This window comes from Sulfitobacter rhodophyticola (genome assembly GCF_041281685.2).
GTDB lineage: Bacteria > Pseudomonadota > Alphaproteobacteria > Rhodobacterales > Rhodobacteraceae > Sulfitobacter.
On record NZ_CP166248.2, the window covers coordinates 1 to 19,028 of the forward strand.

At 60.8% G+C, this 19,028-nt stretch carries 16 protein-coding genes; 14 read left to right on the forward strand and 2 right to left on the reverse strand.

Translation table 11 applies throughout. From position 1 onward, the window contains the following. Window positions 1-1,053: 1,053 nt before the first annotated feature. Window positions 1,054-2,463: a transcriptional regulator PpsR gene (gene ppsR / locus AB4X18_RS00005; RefSeq protein ID WP_370398901.1), complete on the reverse strand. Its 1,410-nt coding sequence runs from the start codon at window positions 2,461-2,463 to the stop codon at window positions 1,054-1,056. Window positions 2,464-2,477: 14 nt separating this feature from the next. Further along, window positions 2,478-3,284, reverse strand: a complete 807-nt coding sequence (locus AB4X18_RS00010; protein WP_370398902.1) for a cobalamin-dependent protein — start codon at window positions 3,282-3,284, stop codon at window positions 2,478-2,480. Between the two features lie 245 nt (window positions 3,285-3,529). Here AB4X18_RS00010 and bchF point away from each other — a divergent pair, with 245 nt between their 5' ends. The 14 genes from bchF to hemA all read left to right on the forward strand — a co-directional run bounded on the left by bchF (window position 3,530) and on the right by hemA (window position 18,986). Next, entirely contained in the window at window positions 3,530-4,018 is a 489-nt protein-coding gene (bchF, locus tag AB4X18_RS00015; RefSeq protein ID WP_370398903.1) for a 2-vinyl bacteriochlorophyllide hydratase, read from the forward strand. Then, window positions 4,015-5,307: a ferredoxin:protochlorophyllide reductase (ATP-dependent) subunit N gene (locus tag AB4X18_RS00020; protein ID WP_370398904.1), complete on the forward strand. Its 1,293-nt coding sequence runs from the start codon at window positions 4,015-4,017 to the stop codon at window positions 5,305-5,307. The genes bchF and AB4X18_RS00020 overlap by 4 nt, the downstream gene beginning before the upstream one ends. 88 nt (window positions 5,308-5,395) lie before the next feature. Then, entirely contained in the window at window positions 5,396-6,925 is a 1,530-nt protein-coding gene (gene bchB, locus AB4X18_RS00025; RefSeq protein WP_370398905.1) for a ferredoxin:protochlorophyllide reductase (ATP-dependent) subunit B, read from the forward strand. Continuing rightward, entirely contained in the window at window positions 6,915-10,457 is a 3,543-nt protein-coding gene (locus tag AB4X18_RS00030) for a magnesium chelatase subunit H (protein ID WP_432816564.1), read from the forward strand. Before bchB ends, AB4X18_RS00030 begins: the two co-directional genes overlap by 11 nt. A 19-nt stretch (window positions 10,458-10,476) precedes the next feature. Continuing rightward, complete coding sequence (bchL, locus tag AB4X18_RS00035) at window positions 10,477-11,376, forward strand: ferredoxin:protochlorophyllide reductase (ATP-dependent) iron-sulfur ATP-binding protein (RefSeq protein WP_432816565.1); 900 nt, start codon at window positions 10,477-10,479, stop codon at window positions 11,374-11,376. After that, window positions 11,377-12,045 (forward strand): magnesium protoporphyrin IX methyltransferase, encoded by a 669-nt coding sequence (bchM, locus tag AB4X18_RS00040; protein WP_370398906.1) that lies wholly within the window; start codon window positions 11,377-11,379, stop codon window positions 12,043-12,045. Continuing rightward, window positions 12,042-13,472 carry a PucC family protein gene (locus AB4X18_RS00045; RefSeq protein ID WP_370398907.1) on the forward strand — a complete coding sequence of 477 codons (1,431 nt, stop codon included), beginning with the start codon at window positions 12,042-12,044 and terminating at the stop codon, window positions 13,470-13,472. Before bchM ends, AB4X18_RS00045 begins: the two co-directional genes overlap by 4 nt. A gap of 65 nt (window positions 13,473-13,537) precedes the next feature. After that, window positions 13,538-14,311 carry a photosynthetic reaction center subunit H gene (gene puhA, locus AB4X18_RS00050; protein WP_432816566.1) on the forward strand — a complete coding sequence of 258 codons (774 nt, stop codon included), beginning with the start codon at window positions 13,538-13,540 and terminating at the stop codon, window positions 14,309-14,311. Between the two features lie 62 nt (window positions 14,312-14,373). After that, the gene (gene puhB / locus AB4X18_RS00055; protein WP_432816567.1) at window positions 14,374-15,009 is read left to right on the forward strand and encodes a photosynthetic complex putative assembly protein PuhB; all 636 of its coding nucleotides are present in this window, start codon (window positions 14,374-14,376) and stop codon (window positions 15,007-15,009) included. A 5-nt stretch (window positions 15,010-15,014) separates the two neighbouring features. Continuing rightward, complete coding sequence (gene puhC, locus AB4X18_RS00060; protein ID WP_370398909.1) at window positions 15,015-15,485, forward strand: photosynthetic complex assembly protein PuhC; 471 nt, start codon at window positions 15,015-15,017, stop codon at window positions 15,483-15,485. Between the two features lie 27 nt (window positions 15,486-15,512). Then, the gene (locus AB4X18_RS00065) at window positions 15,513-15,842 is read left to right on the forward strand and encodes a hypothetical protein (RefSeq protein WP_370398910.1); all 330 of its coding nucleotides are present in this window, start codon (window positions 15,513-15,515) and stop codon (window positions 15,840-15,842) included. Next, window positions 15,839-16,972, forward strand: coding sequence for a magnesium-protoporphyrin IX monomethyl ester (oxidative) cyclase (gene acsF / locus AB4X18_RS00070; protein ID WP_370398911.1), 1,134 nt, complete (start codon window positions 15,839-15,841; stop codon window positions 16,970-16,972). The genes AB4X18_RS00065 and acsF overlap by 4 nt, the downstream gene beginning before the upstream one ends. Before the next feature lie 9 nt (window positions 16,973-16,981). Then, entirely contained in the window at window positions 16,982-17,782 is an 801-nt protein-coding gene (gene puhE / locus AB4X18_RS00075; protein WP_370398912.1) for a putative photosynthetic complex assembly protein PuhE, read from the forward strand. After that, on the forward strand, window positions 17,772-18,986 hold the full coding sequence (hemA, locus tag AB4X18_RS00080) for a 5-aminolevulinate synthase (RefSeq protein WP_370398913.1): 1,215 nt from the start codon (window positions 17,772-17,774) through the stop codon (window positions 18,984-18,986). The genes puhE and hemA overlap by 11 nt, the downstream gene beginning before the upstream one ends. Window positions 18,987-19,028 lie beyond the last annotated feature (42 nt).

Below are 19,028 nucleotides of genomic sequence, written 5' to 3' on the forward strand. Positions count from 1 at the left end.
TTTACCATAATCCGCCTTATAAGTCAGCAGAGCTGACCTAAAAATGCTAGACACTTCCTCGCTGTGCGAATGGCGGCTTGGAGCCCAATGCGTATGATGCTGCGCATTGCACGAACGGCGGCTACAGCGATTCTGGCCAAGACTAACCAACTTCAACGTAGGTTCTGTAGAGGGTTTGCATCACAGGAAATGTGATTGGTGTAGGTGATGTGGCAGTTCGCGAGCGAAAAGGACTGTCAGATGCAACTCCAGTGATCCGCAGCCTTTAGATCTACGATTTTGCCTTCACTTAGCCGCCAAGCAACCGAGAAACTATGACCGCAAACTAGAATGCCATATCCAGTTTCTGCGATCCTTGGATGCTCAACGTAGTTCTCAGGAAGCGCAGATTGAAAACGTTCGTGCGCTTGAACGAACTCCGGATACGTTTTGTAAGTTCTATCGCGGTCGACGTATCTGATCGAGCGCCCTCCGTTTTCTCGATATGTGATAGGATTTTCTGGAGGAATACGCATTCTGAAGCCCCTCACCTGAAGAGCCGAGATTAATGACTCTTCTGTCGAGTACTTGGCAGCCAAGCGTTCTACGTTTTTCTGAAAATCCATTGTCCAGGTGAAGGGATGCTGGCGGGCAAGGTATGGCGGACCGACTAGGAGGACTACTCCAAAGTAGATGCACGCGCATACTGCGATGAACCATACAGATAGATTTCGCAAACGAGAGCGTTTCATGAATTTATGATGGTGTTTCTTACGAGGGATGCCAAGATTTGATAAGTACTTGCCCCGGATTTCGAACTCAATGTAGCCGAAGCACGCACCTTTCTGTCACAAATCGAAACGGGCGATCTTGCATTATCGGTCCTTCCGAAGCAGCCATTGGCACAGCTGTAGCGAAAGCTCACTTTGTCCGCAAACCCGCCATCGAAGCTGAAATCTGGACTACTACAAAGACAACAATCAGCCACTACGGGGAGCGCATAGCAGAACCGTAAATCCCCGAGCAATAGCCACCGTCGCTGGTACCAGACGAACCAGCCCCACCGCGAGAAGATCATTCGTCTTCTTCGGGGTCTTTTTTCAAAAGGTCGTATTTGCGCAGCTTCACATACAACGACTGGCGCGACAGCCCCAGCATTTCCGCCGCGGCGACGCGGTTGTTGGAGGTCAGCTCGACCGCGGTTTCGATGCACATCTTTTCGATCACATCCGTGGTCTTCGCCACAATGCCCTTCAGCGTCTGTGACCCGATCAGTTCGATCACTGACCGCATATCGACATCGGTGATCTGCTGGCTGGATTTGCGCACCATCTCTGCCCGGCTGGCGTCACGGATGACCATGGCAAAAACAGGTTCCTTCGCGCCGGTCAACCGGGCGGTCGATACCTCGACCGGGACCTCGACACCATGTTCGCCGATGATGCGCGTCGCATAAAGCCGCATCGCACCCGTACGCGTGGCATTCTCCGCGATCACATTGAAATCGACCGATCCACGGCCAAGGAAATCGGTCAGGGCGCGGCCTTTGACAGCCTGCGCATGAACCGCATCCGTCAGCCGCAGGAACGCATCGTTCGCGCTCAGGATCTGGCCGGACCTGCTCACGAAAACGATCCCGTCGGTGCTGCGCTCGAAGAGACCGCTCAATTGTTCATCAAGCGCGTCAGAGCGGATACCGACACCCTCTTCGTCCATGATCTGACACAGCAGCATGTGTTCCCCGGTTGTCCGGAACAGGGTTGGCCGCATGTTCAGGGTTTGCCCATCCGGTGTCCGCACGACCACATCGCCACCCGACTGGCTGGATGCGATGCGCGTCAGCGCCTCGATCATCCGAGGCTCCCCCGGAACCTCAAGCATGTCGGCCATGGTGGCCCCCACAAGATCACCGCGTTGCTTGTCGAGCAATGCCATCGCCGCCGGGTTGCAATCCACGATCTCGCCCCGGCTGAGTGTGACAAAAAGCGTCCCGCGGTCGGTTGCGGCCATCAGGACGCGCAGACGCGTTTCATACTCACGCTGCGCCTCATAGTCTTTTTCCAGCGCGATTTGCGCCGCGACCAGCTGTTGCTGCATTTCGGCAATCGGCCGCAGATCCTGTCCCAGCAGCAGGATCGCGCCGTCCGTACCGATCTGGTGAAAGCTGTAGCGCATTGGGAATTCCTGCTGGGTCCCGCTGGCGATGTGGTTCAATTCGACCGGGCGGACCATGCCGCCCTTGCCGTTGAGGAATTCCGCAAAGCGGTCCTCGAACTTGGGCAGCGATTCAACAGTCAGGTGATCACGCAGCGGCTGCCCTTCCCAACGGGACACCCCGGCGTGCATCTTGAAATTGGGATTGCTCAAAACGCCCAGTACGATCCCGCTGCTGGACAGGACAAGTGCCAGATCTGCAATGCGGGAAATGATTTCGGAAACGATCTCCGGCTCGATCATCGGGATCAGGCCGCTGGTCCAGGTCATTTGATCCTGCGACATCATAGGCTGCGTTCCGGCACGTTGATGTCACCCGCCAAAGCGCGGTCGCTGAGGGATTGCTCGCAAAACGCCATGGCGCCACCCAGACCGCTGGTGACCATGTCGGCCCCGGTAAAGGATTGTATATCTTTGACGTGTTCCAGAATGCTACCGCCTATTATGACTGGCGTGCTGTCGCTTATCGTTTTCACAGAATCTACTAAATCGCGGAGTGATTCAAGGCACTTCCTGCCCGAACCCGACAACATGACGCCCGCAAATGCCGTCTGCCCCAGATATTCGGTGATCCTGGCAGGTGTCAGGTCGTACTCCACAAGGACCGGCATGCCGCGTTCACGCAATTGTCCGGCCAACACGCTTGCGCCAAGCGAATGCTGCACGCCTGCGGGCACCCCGACAAGATATCCGGGTCTGTGGTACAGGTGCGCGGCATGCAGTTCTTCCCAGTCTGCCTCCATCCGGCGCAGCAACCCCTGAAGCCGGGCACAGCCGATTGTCACGGCGCCGAAATCAAGTCTGTCCTCGCACCATTCCACACCCAGCGCACGCGCCACGGTGGGGATGTAATTCTCGGCAATCTGGGCGTTGCTGATCCGCGCCTTGCGCATGTCACGCAGGACGTCCCGCATCCCCTGCTGGTTCGTGCTGAGCGCGGCGGCGAGCAGTTGATTGACATAGACATCAAGATGTTTGCGGCGCGCGAAAGCATCCTGCAAATCAGGCGCAAGCAGGTTGATGGCCTGCAATGCAATCCGGCTGACCTCTGAACCGGTCAAAGACTGCGTTGGGTCGGTCGGTTTGGTCACGCCTTCCTCCCTGACACTTCACGCGGGCAATCGCATACGTCTAAAATCGGCGTCATCGTCCAACAGCGCATGGATAATGTCAAATAAAATTGACAGATTCCGCAGCATGTCGTCTAAAGTGCTGGAAAACCCTGTGTATAAAGGTGTCAACTTTTTCGACCACTCCCATTATCTATGTAAATTAAAATTGACACTTTTGCTGATTCCTGCCAAATTTTGCCCAGACAATCGCGTCTGGGGGAGCCATGACAGGACCTGCGGTCACCACATCCGGATACCATCCGCTCTATACACCGGCCCAGCGGGCGCGGCGCGATCGGACCGTCTGGACCCTTGTTCAAGGCGTGCTTGCACCGGCGCAATTCATCGTCTTCCTGATCTCCGTCGCACTTGTCTTGCGCTACCTCTTCACCGGGGCTGGGTACGAGATTGCAACCGCCTCGATCCTGATCAAAACCGGCTTTTTGTACCTCATCATGGTGACTGGCGCGATCTGGGAGAAAGTCGTTTTTGATCAGTGGCTTTTTGCGCCCGCCTTCTTCTGGGAGGACGTGTTCAGCTTTGCAGTCATCGCGCTGCATACACTGTACCTCTATGGCCTGATCTGGGGCGGTCTGGCGCCCCAATCGCTGATGGGCATCGCCCTCGCGGCCTACGCGGCTTACGTGGTCAACGCAGGACAGTTCGTCTGGAAACTCAGGCAGGCCCGGTTGCAGGCGGAGGGGGTCGGATGAACGACCAATTCACGCCCCCGCCAGCACCCGGATGTCGCAACGCACCGATTCTCAAGCAACGTGGCCAGCGCGAAGTATTCTGCGGGCTGACCGGGATCATCTGGCTGCATCGGAAGATCCAGGACGCCTTTTTCCTCGTCGTCGGCTCCCGCACATGCGCCCACCTGCTGCAAAGTGCCGCCGGTGTGATGATCTTTGCCGAACCCCGATTCGGCACCGCGATCCTTGAGGAATCGGATCTGGCCGGGCTGAACGATGCCCATGCCGAACTCGACAAGACGGTTGCGCAACTTCTCGCCCGGCGCCCCGACATCCGGCAATTGTTCCTCGTGGGCTCCTGCCCATCCGAGGTGATCAAGCTCGATCTCAGCCGCGCCGCCGAACGGCTGACCCAGCAATTCGCGCCCGCGGTGCGCGTGCTGGAATATTCCGGCTCAGGTATCGAAACGACATTCACCCAAGGCGAAGATGCCTGTCTGGCCGCGATGGTCCCGGTCCTGCCCGCCAGCGACGCGCGTGAATTGCTGGTCGTGGGCGCCCTGCCCGATGTGGTCGAAGATCAGATGCTGTCCCTGCTCGACGGTCTCGGCGTTGGCCCTGTCCGGGTGTTGCCTGCCCGGTCGATTGAAGCGGAAGTGGGCATCGGCTCCAACACCGTCTTTGCACTCACACAACCCTTCCTGGGTGAAACCCATGCCGCACTTGAACGCCGGGGCGCGCGCCATCTCGCCGCGCCCTTTCCGTTCGGTGACGAAGGGACGACAGCATGGCTCAAAACCATCGCGGATGAATTCGGCGTCAGCGCTGAACAGTTTGCCGACGTCACCGAAGCCCCCCGCCGCCGGGCCCGCGCCGCAATCGCACAGGCCGCTGCACCGCTGAATGACAAATCCGTCTTCTTCTTTCCCGACAGCCAGCTTGAAGTCCCCCTTGCCCGGTTCCTGACCCGCGAATGCGGGATGCGCGCGGTGGAAGTCGGCATGCCCTACATCCACGACGCGATCCACGGCCCCGATCTGGACCTGCTGCCTGAAGGCCCGCAAATCTCCGAAGGACAGGACGTGGACCTCCAACTCGACCGCTGCCGCGACGCCCGCCCCGATCTGACCGTCTGCGGCCTCGGCCTCGCCAACCCGCTGGAGGCCGAAGGGCTCTCCACCAAGTGGGCGATCGAACTGGTCTTCACGCCGGTGCATTTCTACGAACAGGCCGGTGATCTCGCCTCCCTCTTCGCCCGCCCCCTGCGCCGCAAAGCGATCCTGAGCCACGAGGGAGAAGCCGCCGAATGACCCGCCCCCCTCTTTTCTCCAAAAATATCCCGGGAGCGCGAGGGCTGGCCCTCGCACCCGACACCCGCATCACGCACCGGGGTCAGAAATGAAGCTTACCGTCTGGACATACGAAGGCCCGCCGCACGTGGGCGCGATGCGCGTCGCCACTGGCATGAAAGGCCTGCACTACGTTCTGCACGCGCCTCAGGGCGATACCTACGCGGACCTGCTGTTCACCATGATCGAACGCCGCGATCACCGCCCGCCCGTCACCTACACCACGTTCCAGGCCCGCGATCTGGGCTCTGATACCGCCGGGCTGTTCAAGCAAGCCTGTCAGGACGCCTATGACCGGTTCAAGCCCGAAGCGATCATCGTCGGTGCCTCCTGCACCGCCGAACTCATTCAGGACGACCCCGGCGGTCTGGCCGAAACCATGGGCTTGCCCGTGCCGGTCATTCCGCTGGAACTGCCCAGCTACCAGCGCAAGGAAAACTTCGGCGCGGATGAAACGTTCTTCCAGATCGTGCGCCATCTGGCCAAACCCATGCCAAAGACCGAACGCGTCAGCTGCAACATCATAGGGCCAACGGCCTTGGGCTTCCGCCACCGTGACGATGTGCAGGAAATCACCAACCTGCTTTATGAAATGGGGATCGAGGTCAACGTGACCGCTCCCATGGGGGCCACGCCTGCCGGGATTGCCCGCATGGGACAGGCACATTTCAACGTCTTGCTTTATCCTGAAACGGGCGAACAAGCGGCCCGCTATTGTGAGCGGACGTTTGACCAGCCCTACACCAAGGTAATTCCCATTGGTGCAGGCGCCACGCACGATTTCATCGCCGAGGTCCGCAAGCTGTCGGGCTCGCAAGCAGAGCTGGATACAGATCGCCTGCGCCAGTCCTGGTGGTCACGTTCCGTGGACAGCACCTATCTCACCGGCAAGCGCGTGTTCATCTTCGGCGACGGCACCCACGTGCAAACCGCCGCCCGCATCGCACGGGACGAGATGGGCTTCGACGTGGCTGGCATCGGCTGTTACAACCGCGAATTCGCCCGCCCCGTGCGCGCCCTGGCCAAAGAATATGGCTTGGAGGCGCTGATCACCGACGATTACCTCGAGGTTGAACGCGCCATCGAAGACCTGCAGCCCGAGATGATCCTCGGCACCCAGATGGAGCGGCACATCGGCAAGCGCCTGGGCATCCCTTGCGCCGTCATCTCAGCCCCCGTGCATGTACAGGACTTTCCCGCGCGCTATTCCCCGCAGATGGGTTTCGAAGGCGCAAACGTCCTCTTTGATACGTGGATTCATCCGCTGGTGATGGGGCTGGAAGAGCACCTGCTGCACATGTTCCGCGAGGATTTCGAATTCAACGATGCGGCAGGTCCCTCGCACCATGGTGGCCACGCGCCAGCAACTCAGACGCCTGAAATCGCGGCTCCCACACCCGTTGCGGCCCAATCCGGTGACGTCATCTGGCTTGATCAGGCCGAACGTGAACTCAAGAAAATCCCTTTCTTCGTGCGCGGCAAGGCCCGCCGCAACACAGAATCCTTCGCGGCCAAAAAAGGCCTGCACGAAATCTCCATCGACACCCTTTACGAGGCCAAGGCCCACTTTGCGCGATAACGTCGATCATATCCCCTACCGCGTCGTGCTTCTGACGCTCGACCGCCACGCAGCGGGGCCTGCCGCACGGGCCGCACCGCGTTTGGCGACGGAATTCGCAGGGCTGGAACTGTCAATCCACGCCGCTGCCGAATGGGGCAAAGACGACGCGGCCCTCACCGCCGCCCGCGCGGATATCGCGCAGGCTGACATCATCATCACCTCCGTGATCTTCCTCGAAGAGCATATTCAGGCCATCCTGCCAGACCTCAAAGCCCGCCGCGACGCCTGCGACGCGATGGTCGGCATCATCGCCGATCAGGAGATCGTGCAACTCACGCGCATGGGCGATCTGGACATGTCCCGCCCCGCTTCCGGCGTGATGGGCCTGTTGAAAAAGCTCAAGCCGTCGAAGAAATCCGGCTCCTCTGGCCGCGACATGACCAAGATGCTGCGCCGCCTGCCCAAGATCCTGCGGCTGGTCCCCGGCAAGGCGCAGGACCTGCGCGCGTGGTTCCTGACCATGCAATACTGGCTGGGTGGCTCGGATGAGAACATCGAAGGCCTCGTGCGGTTCCTCATCTCCCGCTACGCGCACCGCACCGAATGGCGCGGTGTCGAAGCGCAATTGCCCGTCGAATATCCTGAGGTCGGCCTTTATCATCCTGACCTGCCGGAGCATCACATCACCACCGACATAACCGCCCTGCCCAACCGCAGCGATGGTCCCACCGTCGGTATCCTGATGCTGCGCAGCTATATCCTTGCAGGTGACACCGCACATTACGCCCATGTGATCCGCACGATGGAAGCGCGCGGCCTCAACGTCGTCCCCGCCTTCGCAGGCGGCCTCGATGGACGCCCCGCGATGGACGCGTATTTCGGCGGCGTGGATGCGATGGTCTCCCTCACCGGGTTCAGCCTTGTGGGCGGTCCCGCCTACAACGACAGCGACGCCGCAATTGACGCGCTGCAAAAGCTCGACGTGCCCTACATCGGCGCGCAGCCGCTGGAATTTCAGACGCTCGCGCAATGGGCGGAAGGTGGCCAAGGCCTCAGCCCGGTTGAGGCCACCATGCTCATCGCCCTGCCTGAGATTGACGGTGCGACCAACCCCACCGTTTTCGCCGGCCGTCATGGACATGAAGGGTGCGCAGGCTGTGCCCACAAATGCGCCGCGCAAGGCGACGTCAAAGCCATGGCGCCGTGCATCGAACGGATCGACGCGCTGGCCGAAAAGACCGATCGTCTGGCCCGCCTGCGCCGCAAGCAAAACGCGGAAAAATCCGTCGCCGTGGTCCTCTTCGGCTTCCCGCCCAATGCAGGCGCTGTTGGCACTGCCCCGTACCTCTCCGTATTCGAAAGCCTTTTCAATACGTTGCACCGCCTCAAGTCGGAAGGCTATGACGTCACGCCTCCCGCAACGGTCGACGATCTGCGCGAAGCGGTGCTGCACGGCAACGCCAAGGTCCACGGTCAGGACGCCAACGTCACAGCCTCCGTCAGCGCCGACCAGATCGTCGCGCGCACCCCGTGGCTGGACGAAATCGAAGCCGTCTGGGGTCCCGCTCCCGGTCGCATCCAATCCAACGGGCGCGAAGTTTTCATCCTCGGCGCTCAATTCGGCAAGGTCCTTGTCGGCGTGCAACCCACCTTCGGCTACGAAGGCGACCCCATGCGGTTGCTCTTTGAAAAAGGCTTCGCCCCTACCCACGCCTTCAACGCCTTCTACCAATACCTCAAGCAAGACTATGAGGCCGACGTTGTCCTGCATTTCGGCATGCACGGTGCGTTGGAATTCATGCCCGGCAAACAAAACGGCCTTTCCGGCGCGTGCTGGCCCGAGCGGATGATGGGCAACCTGCCCAACGTCTACCTCTATGCCGCAAATAACCCGTCCGAGGCGACATTGGCCAAACGGCGCAGCAATGCCGTGACGATCACCCATCTGACGCCGCCGCTGCAATCCGCCGGCCTCTACCGCGGTCTGGCCGATCTCAAGGACAGCCTCACGCGCTGGCGCAGCTTGCCCTCAGATGATCCCGCGCGCGCGGACCTGACCGATCTGATCGCGGTTCAGGCCGAAGCCGTGAACCTCGAAGGCAACGACCCTGACACACTCTGGCTCAAACTGCTGGAGACCGAGGACGCCCTGATCCCCGATGGCCTGCACATCGTCGGCAAACCACTCTCTGAGGATGCGCGCAACGATCTGCTTAACCTGATGGAATTCGCAAGTGACGAAGACCGCGTTGCAGCAGATGCCAATCTGGCCACTGAGTATGAACTCCCCGCGCTCATGCGCGCCCTGAACGCCCAATTCATCGCCCCCGTCCCCGGCGGCGACGTGATCCGCGCGCCGGAAATCCTGCCCACGGGCCGCAACATCCACGCATTCGACCCCTTCCGCATGCCCACCGCCTTTGCCCTTCTTGATGGCGCGGCACAAGCCGACGCGCTGATCGAAACCCACGAAACCCTGCCGCGCACGGTCGCCCTCGTCCTCTGGGGCAGCGACAACATCAAATCCAACGGCGGCCCCATCGCACAGGCGCTGGCGCTGATGGGCGCAAAGCCACGTTTCGACACCTACGGCCGCCTCTGCGGCGCAGACCTGATCCCCCTCAGCGAACTGGGCCGCGCCCGCGTCGATGTGGTGATGACCCTCTCCGGCATCTTCCGCGATCTGCTGCCGTTGCAGACCAAGCTGCTGGCCGATGCCGCGCTGAAATGCGCCGAAGCCAATGAACCGGGCGATCTGAACCCCATCCGCGCCCATGCGCTCGCCTTCATGGCCGAAAACGGATGCGACATGAAAACCGCCGCTCTGCGCGTCTTCTCCAATGCCGAAGGCGCTTATGGCTCCAACGTGAACCAGCTGGTCGACAGCTCCGCCTTTGACGATGACGCCGATCTGGCCGACGCCTATCAGGCCCGCAAATCCTTCGCTTACGGCACCGACGGCGAAGCATCCCAGCAATCCGCACTGCTGCAAGACACGCTGAAAAACGTCGATCTGGCCTATCAGAACCTCGAATCCGTGGAACTGGGTGTGACCACCGTCGATCACTACTTCGACACGCTGGGCGGCATCGCATCTGCCGTGAAACGCGCCAAAGGCACCGACGACACCCCTGTCTACATCGGCGATCAGACGCGCGGGGCCGCCACTGTGCGCACCCTCCAAGATCAGGTCGCGTTAGAGACACGCGCGCGCAGCCTGAACCCGAAATTCTACGAACCGCTTCTCAAGCACGGCCACGAAGGCGTGCGCCAGATCGAAGCGCATATCACCAACACCGTCGGATGGAGCGCCACCACCGGCAAGGTCGACCCTTGGGTCTACGAAAAACTGTCAGAGACCTTCGTGCTCGACGACGACATGCGCCAGCGCCTTGCGGATCTGAACCCGCAGGCCTCCATGCGCATGGCCAATCGCCTGCTGGAAGCCTCTGACCGCGATTATTGGCAACCCAACGACGCCACGCTTGCGGCGCTGCAATCGGCAGCGGACGCGATTGAAGATCAACTAGAGGGCATTGCAGCCGAATGACTCTCGGAAGGGAAATAAAATGAGCCCACTCGACAAAGGGATACCGCATCTTCGCGGTCAGGACGGTGAAGGATCCGTACAGGTCCATCAGGATGACAGCGCGAAGATCGAAGGCGCCAAGGTCTTTTCCGTCTACGGCAAGGGCGGGATCGGCAAATCGACGACCTCCAGCAACCTGTCGGCGGCGTTTTCGATGCTGGGCAAACGCGTTTTGCAGATCGGCTGCGACCCCAAGCATGACAGCACGTTCACGCTGACCGGCACGCTGGTGCCTACGGTGATCGACATCCTCAAGGAGGTCGATTTCCACCCCGAAGAACTGCGCGCCGAGGATTTCGTGTTTGAAGGTTTCAACGGCGTCAAATGCGTGGAGGCCGGCGGTCCGCCTGCGGGTACGGGTTGCGGCGGTTACGTCGTCGGGCAGACGGTGAAGCTGCTCAAGCAGCATCATCTGCTGGAAGACACCGACGTGGTGATTTTCGACGTGTTGGGCGATGTGGTCTGCGGTGGCTTTGCCGCCCCCTTGCAGCATGCGGACCGCGCGCTGATCGTCACCGCCAATGATTTCGACAGCATCTATGCGATGAACCGCATCATCGCCGCCGTGCAGGCCAAATCAGCCAACTACAAGGTGCGGCTGGCGGGCTGTGTGGCCAACCGGTCCAAGGACACGGACGAGGTGGACCGCTATTGCAAGACCGTGGGCTTCAATCGGATCGCGCATATGCCCGATCTGGACGCCATCCGCCGGTCGCGGCTGAAGAAAAAGACATTGTTCGAGATGGACCTCGATGACGACATCGCCGCGGTCCAGAAGGAATACATCCGCCTTGCCGAAACACTGTGGAACGGGACAGAACCACTCGCCCCTGCCCCGCTGCCGGATCGTGAAATCTTTGAATTGTTGGGGTTCGATTAAGTGACCTATGAGGCCACAAGAAACCGGGTCGAAACCTACTTCGACGGTACCGCGACCCGCACATGGGAGCGTCTGACCTCTGACGCGCCGGTGTCGGGCATTCGTGCAACCGTGCGCGCGGGCCGGGACCGGATGCGGGACGTGATCCTGAACCAATTGCCCGCTGATCTGACAGGCAAGCGGGTACTGGACGCGGGCTGCGGCACCGGCGCGCTGGCGTTCGAACTGGCCGAACGGGGTGCCGAAGTGATTGGTCTCGACATCTCTCCGCAACTGGTGGGGATCGCGCGCAACCGCACGCCGCATCACCTGCATCACAAGCTGACCTTTCGCGCGGGCGACATGCTCGAAGACACGCACGGTACGTTTGACCACATCGTCGCAATGGACAGCCTGATCTATTACAGCGCCGACGATATCGCCAATGTTCTCGAAGGTCTTGCGCCCCGGTTGAGGGGCAAGATGATCTTCACTGTCGCCCCCCGCACACCGCTGCTCATGCTGATGTGGCGCGTGGGCAAGCTTTTCCCGCGGTCGGATCGTTCCCCCACGATGGTGCCACACAGCCCGGCGCGGCTGGCCTCTGCGATCAACGCGGGCACGCTGCGCGATGTCGACCGGGTGCATTCGGGTTTCTACATCTCCAACGCGTTGGAGTTCACCCCATGATTGCCACGCGGAACCTTGTCAAAAACCTCGGGCTGCGGATGCTGCCATTTTCCGATGCCGTGAGCGATCAATTGCCCCTGCGCCAGCTTCTGCGGCTGTCGCTCTTTCAGATCAGCGTCGGCATGGCCGCTGTCATGCTGCTTGGCACGCTCAACCGGGTGATGATCGTCGAACTCGGCGTGGCGGCCACGATTGTCGCCACGATGATCGCAATTCCCGTCCTCGTCGCGCCCTTCCGCGCGCTTCTGGGCTTCCGGTCGGACAATTACCGCTCCGCCATCGGTTGGAAACGCATCCCCTACCTCTGGTTCGGCTCGATGTGGCAATTCGGCGGTTTGGCGATCATGCCCATGGCGCTTCTGGTGCTCTCGGGTGACCGCACCATCGATGTCGGGTTCTGGGGCGAAGTTGCCGCCGCCCTTGCCTTCCTGCTCACGGGTCTTGGCATGCACATGACCCAGACTGCCGGCCTCGCCCTCGCGGCGGACCGCGCCAGTGATGAAACCCGCCCGCAGGTCGTCGCCCTTCTGTATGTCATGTTCCTGATCGGCATGGGTATATCGGCCGTGATTATTGGAACATTACTGCGTGATTTCAGCGCCTTGCGACTGGTACAGGTGGTGCAGGGCGCTGCCGTCGCAACCCTGCTGCTGAACGTTATCGCCTTGTGGAAGCAGGAACGCGTCGCCCCGATGACCAAGGCAGAACGTGCCGCGCCCAAACCGGTTTTCAAGCAAGCATGGCGTGACCTGACTGCCGGGACCGACGCGGGCCGCCTGCTGGTGGTGATCTTTCTCGGGACGCTGGCATTCAACATGCAGGACGTGTTGCTGGAGCCTTATGGCGGCGAAATCCTCGGCCTGTCCGTCTCCGCCACAACATTGCTGACGGCGCTATGGGCGCTGGGGGCCTTGATCGGATTCGGTCTTGCCGCGCATTGGATGAAGGGGGACACACATCCGCACCGCATGGCCGCGCGGGGCATCCTGATCGGGCTGATCGCTTTTTCCTCTGTCATCTTCGCCGCCCCGATGAACAGCACCGTGCTGTTCTTTGCGGGGGCTGCGGGCATCGGGCTGGGCGGCGGCCTTTTTGCCGTGGCGACGCTGACGTCTGCCATGGCCCTCGACACGCAAGGTACCGCCGGAAAGGGCCTTGCCCTGGGCGCATGGGGCGCCGCACAGGCCACCGCCGCCGGCGTTGCAATCTTCATGGGTGGCGCCCTGCGCGACAGCGTGAACGCGCTTGCTACATCTGGCGCACTGGGTGAGGCATTGCAGTCCTCCGCGACAGGCTATTCGGTCGTCTACCACATGGAAATCGGCCTGTTGTTCATCACTCTTGTCGCCCTTGGCCCGCTGGTCCGCGCACGCCCCCTTTCCGACACGACGCCACTTCCCACCGGCCTTGCGGATTTCCCGACATGATCCGCTCCATCCCATCCCACGCGACAGGTTCGCGTTCTGACATCCACACCACGGAGGACTAAAACATGGTTGGCACAGAATTCTTCGGCAACTTCGATCTGGCAAGCGCCGCGATCTGGGGTTTCTACATCTTCTTCGCGCTGCTGGTGTACTACCTGCAGACCGAGAACATGCGCGAAGGCTATCCGCTGGAAACAGACGATGGCGCGCCGGCACCCAACCAGGGCCCGTTCCCCGTGCCAAAGGACAAGACATTCATCCTGCCCCATGGCCGCGGCGAAGTGACCGTGCCGTCCGGCCAGCACCCTGACCGCCCCGTGCTCGCGCTACAGCGCACCTCCAAGGCGGCAGGCTCCCCTTATGTGCCCACGGGCGATCCGATGATGGACGGTGTCGGCCCCGCCGCATGGGCCCCGCGCCGCGACGTGCCTGAGCTTGACGCCCATGGCCATGTCAAGATCAAACCCCTGTCCAGCCTGCCTGACTTCAAGGTTTCCGCAGGGACCGATCCGCGCGGCAAACCGGTGATGACCGGCGATGGCGAAATCGTTGGCCGCATCACCGACATGTGGGTGGACGTGCCGGAACAGCTGGTCCGCTTTCTGGTGATGGACGTGAACCCCGAAGGGTCCGGCAAGATACGCCTCATCCCGATGAACTTTGCCAAGGTCAAAGGCGACCGCGTCGTGATCCGGTCGCTCTATGCCCATAACGTCGACGGTATTCCGGGCATCAAGGGCAAGGAACAGATCACCCTGCTCGAGGAAGAAAAGGTCATGGCCTATTTCGGCGGTGGCACGCTTTATGCCGATCCGGCCCGGTTAGAGCCACAAATCTGAACACACAACCGCCGGGGCCTGCTCGCCACAGGGCCCGGCATAAAAACCCAGGGATAACTGCCATGCACCACGATGACTTCAAATTCGAACCCGTTCCCGGCCTGCCCGAAGCCTTGCCGGAGGACGAACATATTCTTTGGCAGGGGCGCCCCAGCACGATGCGGCTGGCGCGCGAAGCCTGGAAACTGAACTGGGTGCTGGGATATTTCGCTATTCTTACACTTTGGCGGATCGGCGTTTCCTCCACGCAGGTCCCGCTGAACGAAGCGGCTTGGCACGGTCTCCCCTTTGTGCTTGCCGCAGGTCTGGCCATGGCGATCCTGATTGCCATGGCCGCCGTACAGGCCCGCAGCACCGTCTATACGCTGACCAACAAGCGTGTTGCCATGCGCATCGGTGCCGCGCTGACGATGACGCTGAACCTGCCTTACGTCTGCATCGCCAACGCAGCCGTGCAGGAACGCCGCTCCGGCCACGGTACCCTGTCCTTCGAACTGACCGGTGACACGCGGCTGAGCTATCTGATGACGTGGCCGCACACGCGGCCCTGGCATTTCGCGCGCACCCAGCCCGCGTTGCGGGCCATCCCGAATGTGGCCCGCGTTGCGGAAATCTTTGCCGATGCCGCCGAAACCCGCGTCTCCACCCCCCAGGTCACCCGGATCAGCCCCGTAGCTGATCCGATTGCAGCGGAGTAAATGTGATGAGCCAACCCACCGCATCCCTCGCCAACCAGATGAAGATGCGCGACCGTGAAATGGTCCCGCGCTTTCTGGTCATCTGCATGTTCACCCTGATGGGCCTGTCGCTGGCGCTTGTCACCTTCGCGCAGGTCACCGATCAGCCGCAGCGCGGCGTTGTGCCAGACAGCCCCGTCACCCAATCGCGCCTGATCACGCTGGAAGGCAGCCGGAACACCGGCGTTGCCGTGCTGGACACCACGGGCGCTGAAATCGCGCGCTCCGACCTGAACAAATCCGGCTTCATCGACGTGATCTGGGTCTCCGTCAGCCGGGAGCGCAAAGTGAACAACGTCACGGGCAATCCGCCTCTGACATTGGTGCGCCGCGAAAACGGCCACACCGCCATCATCGACCCTGCCACCAATTGGTCCATCGAACTGATTGGATACGGGGCAGACAACGTCGCAGCTTTCGCCAGGCTGCTGGACTGAAACTTTAGCCAACAAAGGGACAAACCAATGGGACTTCTGACCAGAACACGAGAACAAGCACCCTGCACCGTCACGATTTCGCACCGCTTCGAGGAGCTGTCGGCGCATGTGAAATTCACCAACGGCGCCGTCATCAACCCCGGTGACAGCGTCCTCGTCCACGGGGCCGAAATCATGGCCCCCTACGGTGAGATCATCGAGGAAGACCGCACCGCCACCATCACCCGCGCCAGCGGGCTGGAGCGGATGTGGACCCGGATGACCGGGGATTTCGAATTCATGGAACTGTGTGAATTTTCATTCTCCGAGGAGGTGTTGCCCGGACACGGGCACGGACAAATGGAGGCACTGTCATGAACGCCCAGAACCCCATGCACTCCGCCGACGCCACCACAGCCGAAGACGCGATTGCCGCACAGGACGCGCTCGACGGTCCCATGACGTCCGAAAAGGCAACGCAGGTTGCGATGCAGAACACCCTGCTGACGCCGCGTTTTTACACCACCGATTTCGAAGAGATGGACGCGATTGACGTGACACCCGTCCGCGCCGATTGGGATGTGCTGATTGATCAGATGAAATCAGACCCAAACAAGGGCCATTTCAAGAAAAACGAAGACTGGGACGATGTTGATTGGGACGGGATGGAGCCGAAGCTGAAGGCCGAATTCATCGACTTCCTGATTTCCTCCTGCACGGCGGAATTCTCCGGCTGCGTGCTCTACAAGGAAATGAAACGCCGCGGCTCGAACGAGGATATCACGACCCTGTTCCAGCTGATGGCACGGGACGAAGCGCGCCACGCCGGTTTCATCAACGATGCCCTGCGCGAGGCAGGCATCCGCGTGAACCTCGGCTTCCTCACCCAGCAAAAGAAATACACGTACTTCCGGCCCAAGTTCATCTACTACGCGACGTACCTGTCCGAAAAGATCGGCTACGCCCGCTACATCACCATCTTCCGCCATCTGGAGAAACACCCCGAACACCGCTTCCACCCGATTTTCAAGTGGTTCCGCGAATGGTGCAACGATGAGTTCAGCCATGGCGAAGCCTTTGCCCTGTTGCTGAAAACAGACCCTAAGTTGACCCAATCTTTCGGCAACAAGCTGTGGATCAAATTTTTCCTGACGGCCGTTTACTCCACAATGTGGGTCCGCGACCACCAGCGACCGCTGTTCCACGAGGCGCTTGGTGTGGATACCACATGGTACGGGCAGGAAGTGTTCTGCAAGACCTCCGAGATCTCCAAGCAGGTCTTCCCGATCACGCTGGACATTGACCACCCGCGCTGGCGTCCGAACCTCGACAAGATGGAAGCGGCCTCCCGTCAGGTGGCCGAAGCCAAGGAACGCGGCGGTGTCGGTGGCATGATCTCCCGCATAGGCGGAATGGCCAAGGCCGCGACGGCCTTCATCGCGCTGTACACCATCCCTGCCCACAAACATCAGGTGCCCGCCAAGACGCGCCTGGAACCTGCGTACTAGAGGAAGCCCATGTCTCCCTGGATCGCCGCATTGATAGCCGTATTCGCCTGGTGGTTTTTCACCGGCGCGATCCTGCTGTTGGTGCGGCGCGCCGATGCGGGGGACGCGGTGGCGCATGGGCGCAATGTGTTCCTATCGGTGCCTTTGCTGGCAATCGGTGCGGCGGGTGTCGTGGTGTCTTCCACGGAACTGACCGTGCTCAACGTCTATATCGCCTTCCTGTCGACGCTGCTGATCTGGGGCTGGATCGAACTGGCATTCCTGTCGGGCGTCATCACTGGCCCCGAACGCACCCCCTGCCCCGACGGCCTGACCCCCGCCGACCGCTTCTATCGCGCCTGGCAAACCGTCAGCTATCACGAGTTGCTTCTGGCCTTCGCGCTGCTGGTGCTGGTGACCATCACAAGGGGCGCGGAAAACACCTTCGCTTTCTGGACCTACCTGATCCTTTTCATCGCGCGCATCTCCGCCAAGCTGAACCTGTTCTTCGGCGTCCCGCGCATCAACACCGAATTCGTGCCGCGTACGCTGGAACATCTCAAAAGCTATTTCCGCACCGGCCCCATCACGCTTGCCTTCCCCATCGGCATCACCTTCCTGTCGATCACCGCGGCATGCTTTGGCGAACGGCTCTATGCCGCGACACTGCCTGCGGATGTCATCGGCTTCGCCCTGCTGACGGCTCTTGCAAGCCTCGCAACCCTCGAACACTGGCTGATGGTGGTGCCGCTGCCTGACGCGAAACTCTGGCGCTGGATGCTGCCGGAGACGACCCAATACCAAGACAAGGACCAGACCCATGAACTTTGACGCGCTTTTTCAGTCCCAGCTTGATACCCTCAAAGAAGAAGGCAACTACCGCTATTTTGCCGAACTGGAGCGTAAGGCGGGCAAGTTTCCGCAAGCGGCCAACCATGTTGACGGCGAAACGCGCGATGTCACGGTCTGGTGCTCCAACGACTACCTCGGCATGGGTCAGAACCCGCTGGTGATCGACGCGATGTGCGAAGCGGTCCAGCGCACCGGCACGGGTGCGGGTGGCACGCGCAACATCTCAGGCACGAACCATGACCATCTGCTGCTGGAACGCGAACTGGCTGATCTGCACGGCAAGGAAGCGGCCCTGCTTTTCACCTCCGGATACGTCTCTAACTGGGCGGCATTGTCCTGTTTGGGCAGCCGGTTGGAGAATTGTGTGATCCTCAGCGATGCGGGCAACCACGCCTCCATGATCGAAGGCATCCGCCATTCCCGCGCGCAAAAGGTCATCTGGAAGCACAACGATGTGGCGGATCTGGAAGCCAAACTGGCCGCCCTGCCCGCCAACGTCCCGAAAATCGTCGCGTTCGAATCCGTCTATTCCATGGACGGTGACATCTGCCCCATGCGCGAGATCGTCGAAGTGGCCGAGAAATACGGGGCCATGACCTATCTTGATGAGGTCCACGCCGTCGGCATGTATGGCCCGCGCGGCGGCGGCGTGTCCGAACGCGAAGGCCTGGCCGACCGCATCACCCTGATCGAAGGCACGCTGGGCAAGGCCTTCGGCGTTGTCGGTGGCTACATCACCGGCTCTGCCGCACTTTGCGATTTCATCCGCAGCTTCGCGTCGGGCTTTATCTTCACCACCGCCCTTCCCCCTGCCGTGGCCGCAGCGGCCCGCGCGTCGATCATCCATCTCAAGGAAAGCCGCGTCGAACGCGACCGCCAAAAGGAACAGGTCGCCAAACTGCGCATGATGCTGGACCGCGAAGGCATCCCCCATCTGATGAACGAAAGCCATATTATCCCCGTGATGATCAAGGACACGGTGAAAACCCGCATGCTGGCCGATTACCTGATGGACGAATGGGGCATCTACGTGCAGCCGATCAACTATCCCACCGTCCCCAAAGGCACTGAACGCCTGCGCTTTACCCCGTCGCCGTTGCACACGGACAAGGATCTGGCCGATCTGGTCGATGCGCTGTCCCATCTGTGGAAGCAATGCGCGATCAGCCACGCTGTGGCATAATGTCTTCGATCGGCTTTTGCAGGCATCCTTGAGGAACCCGGC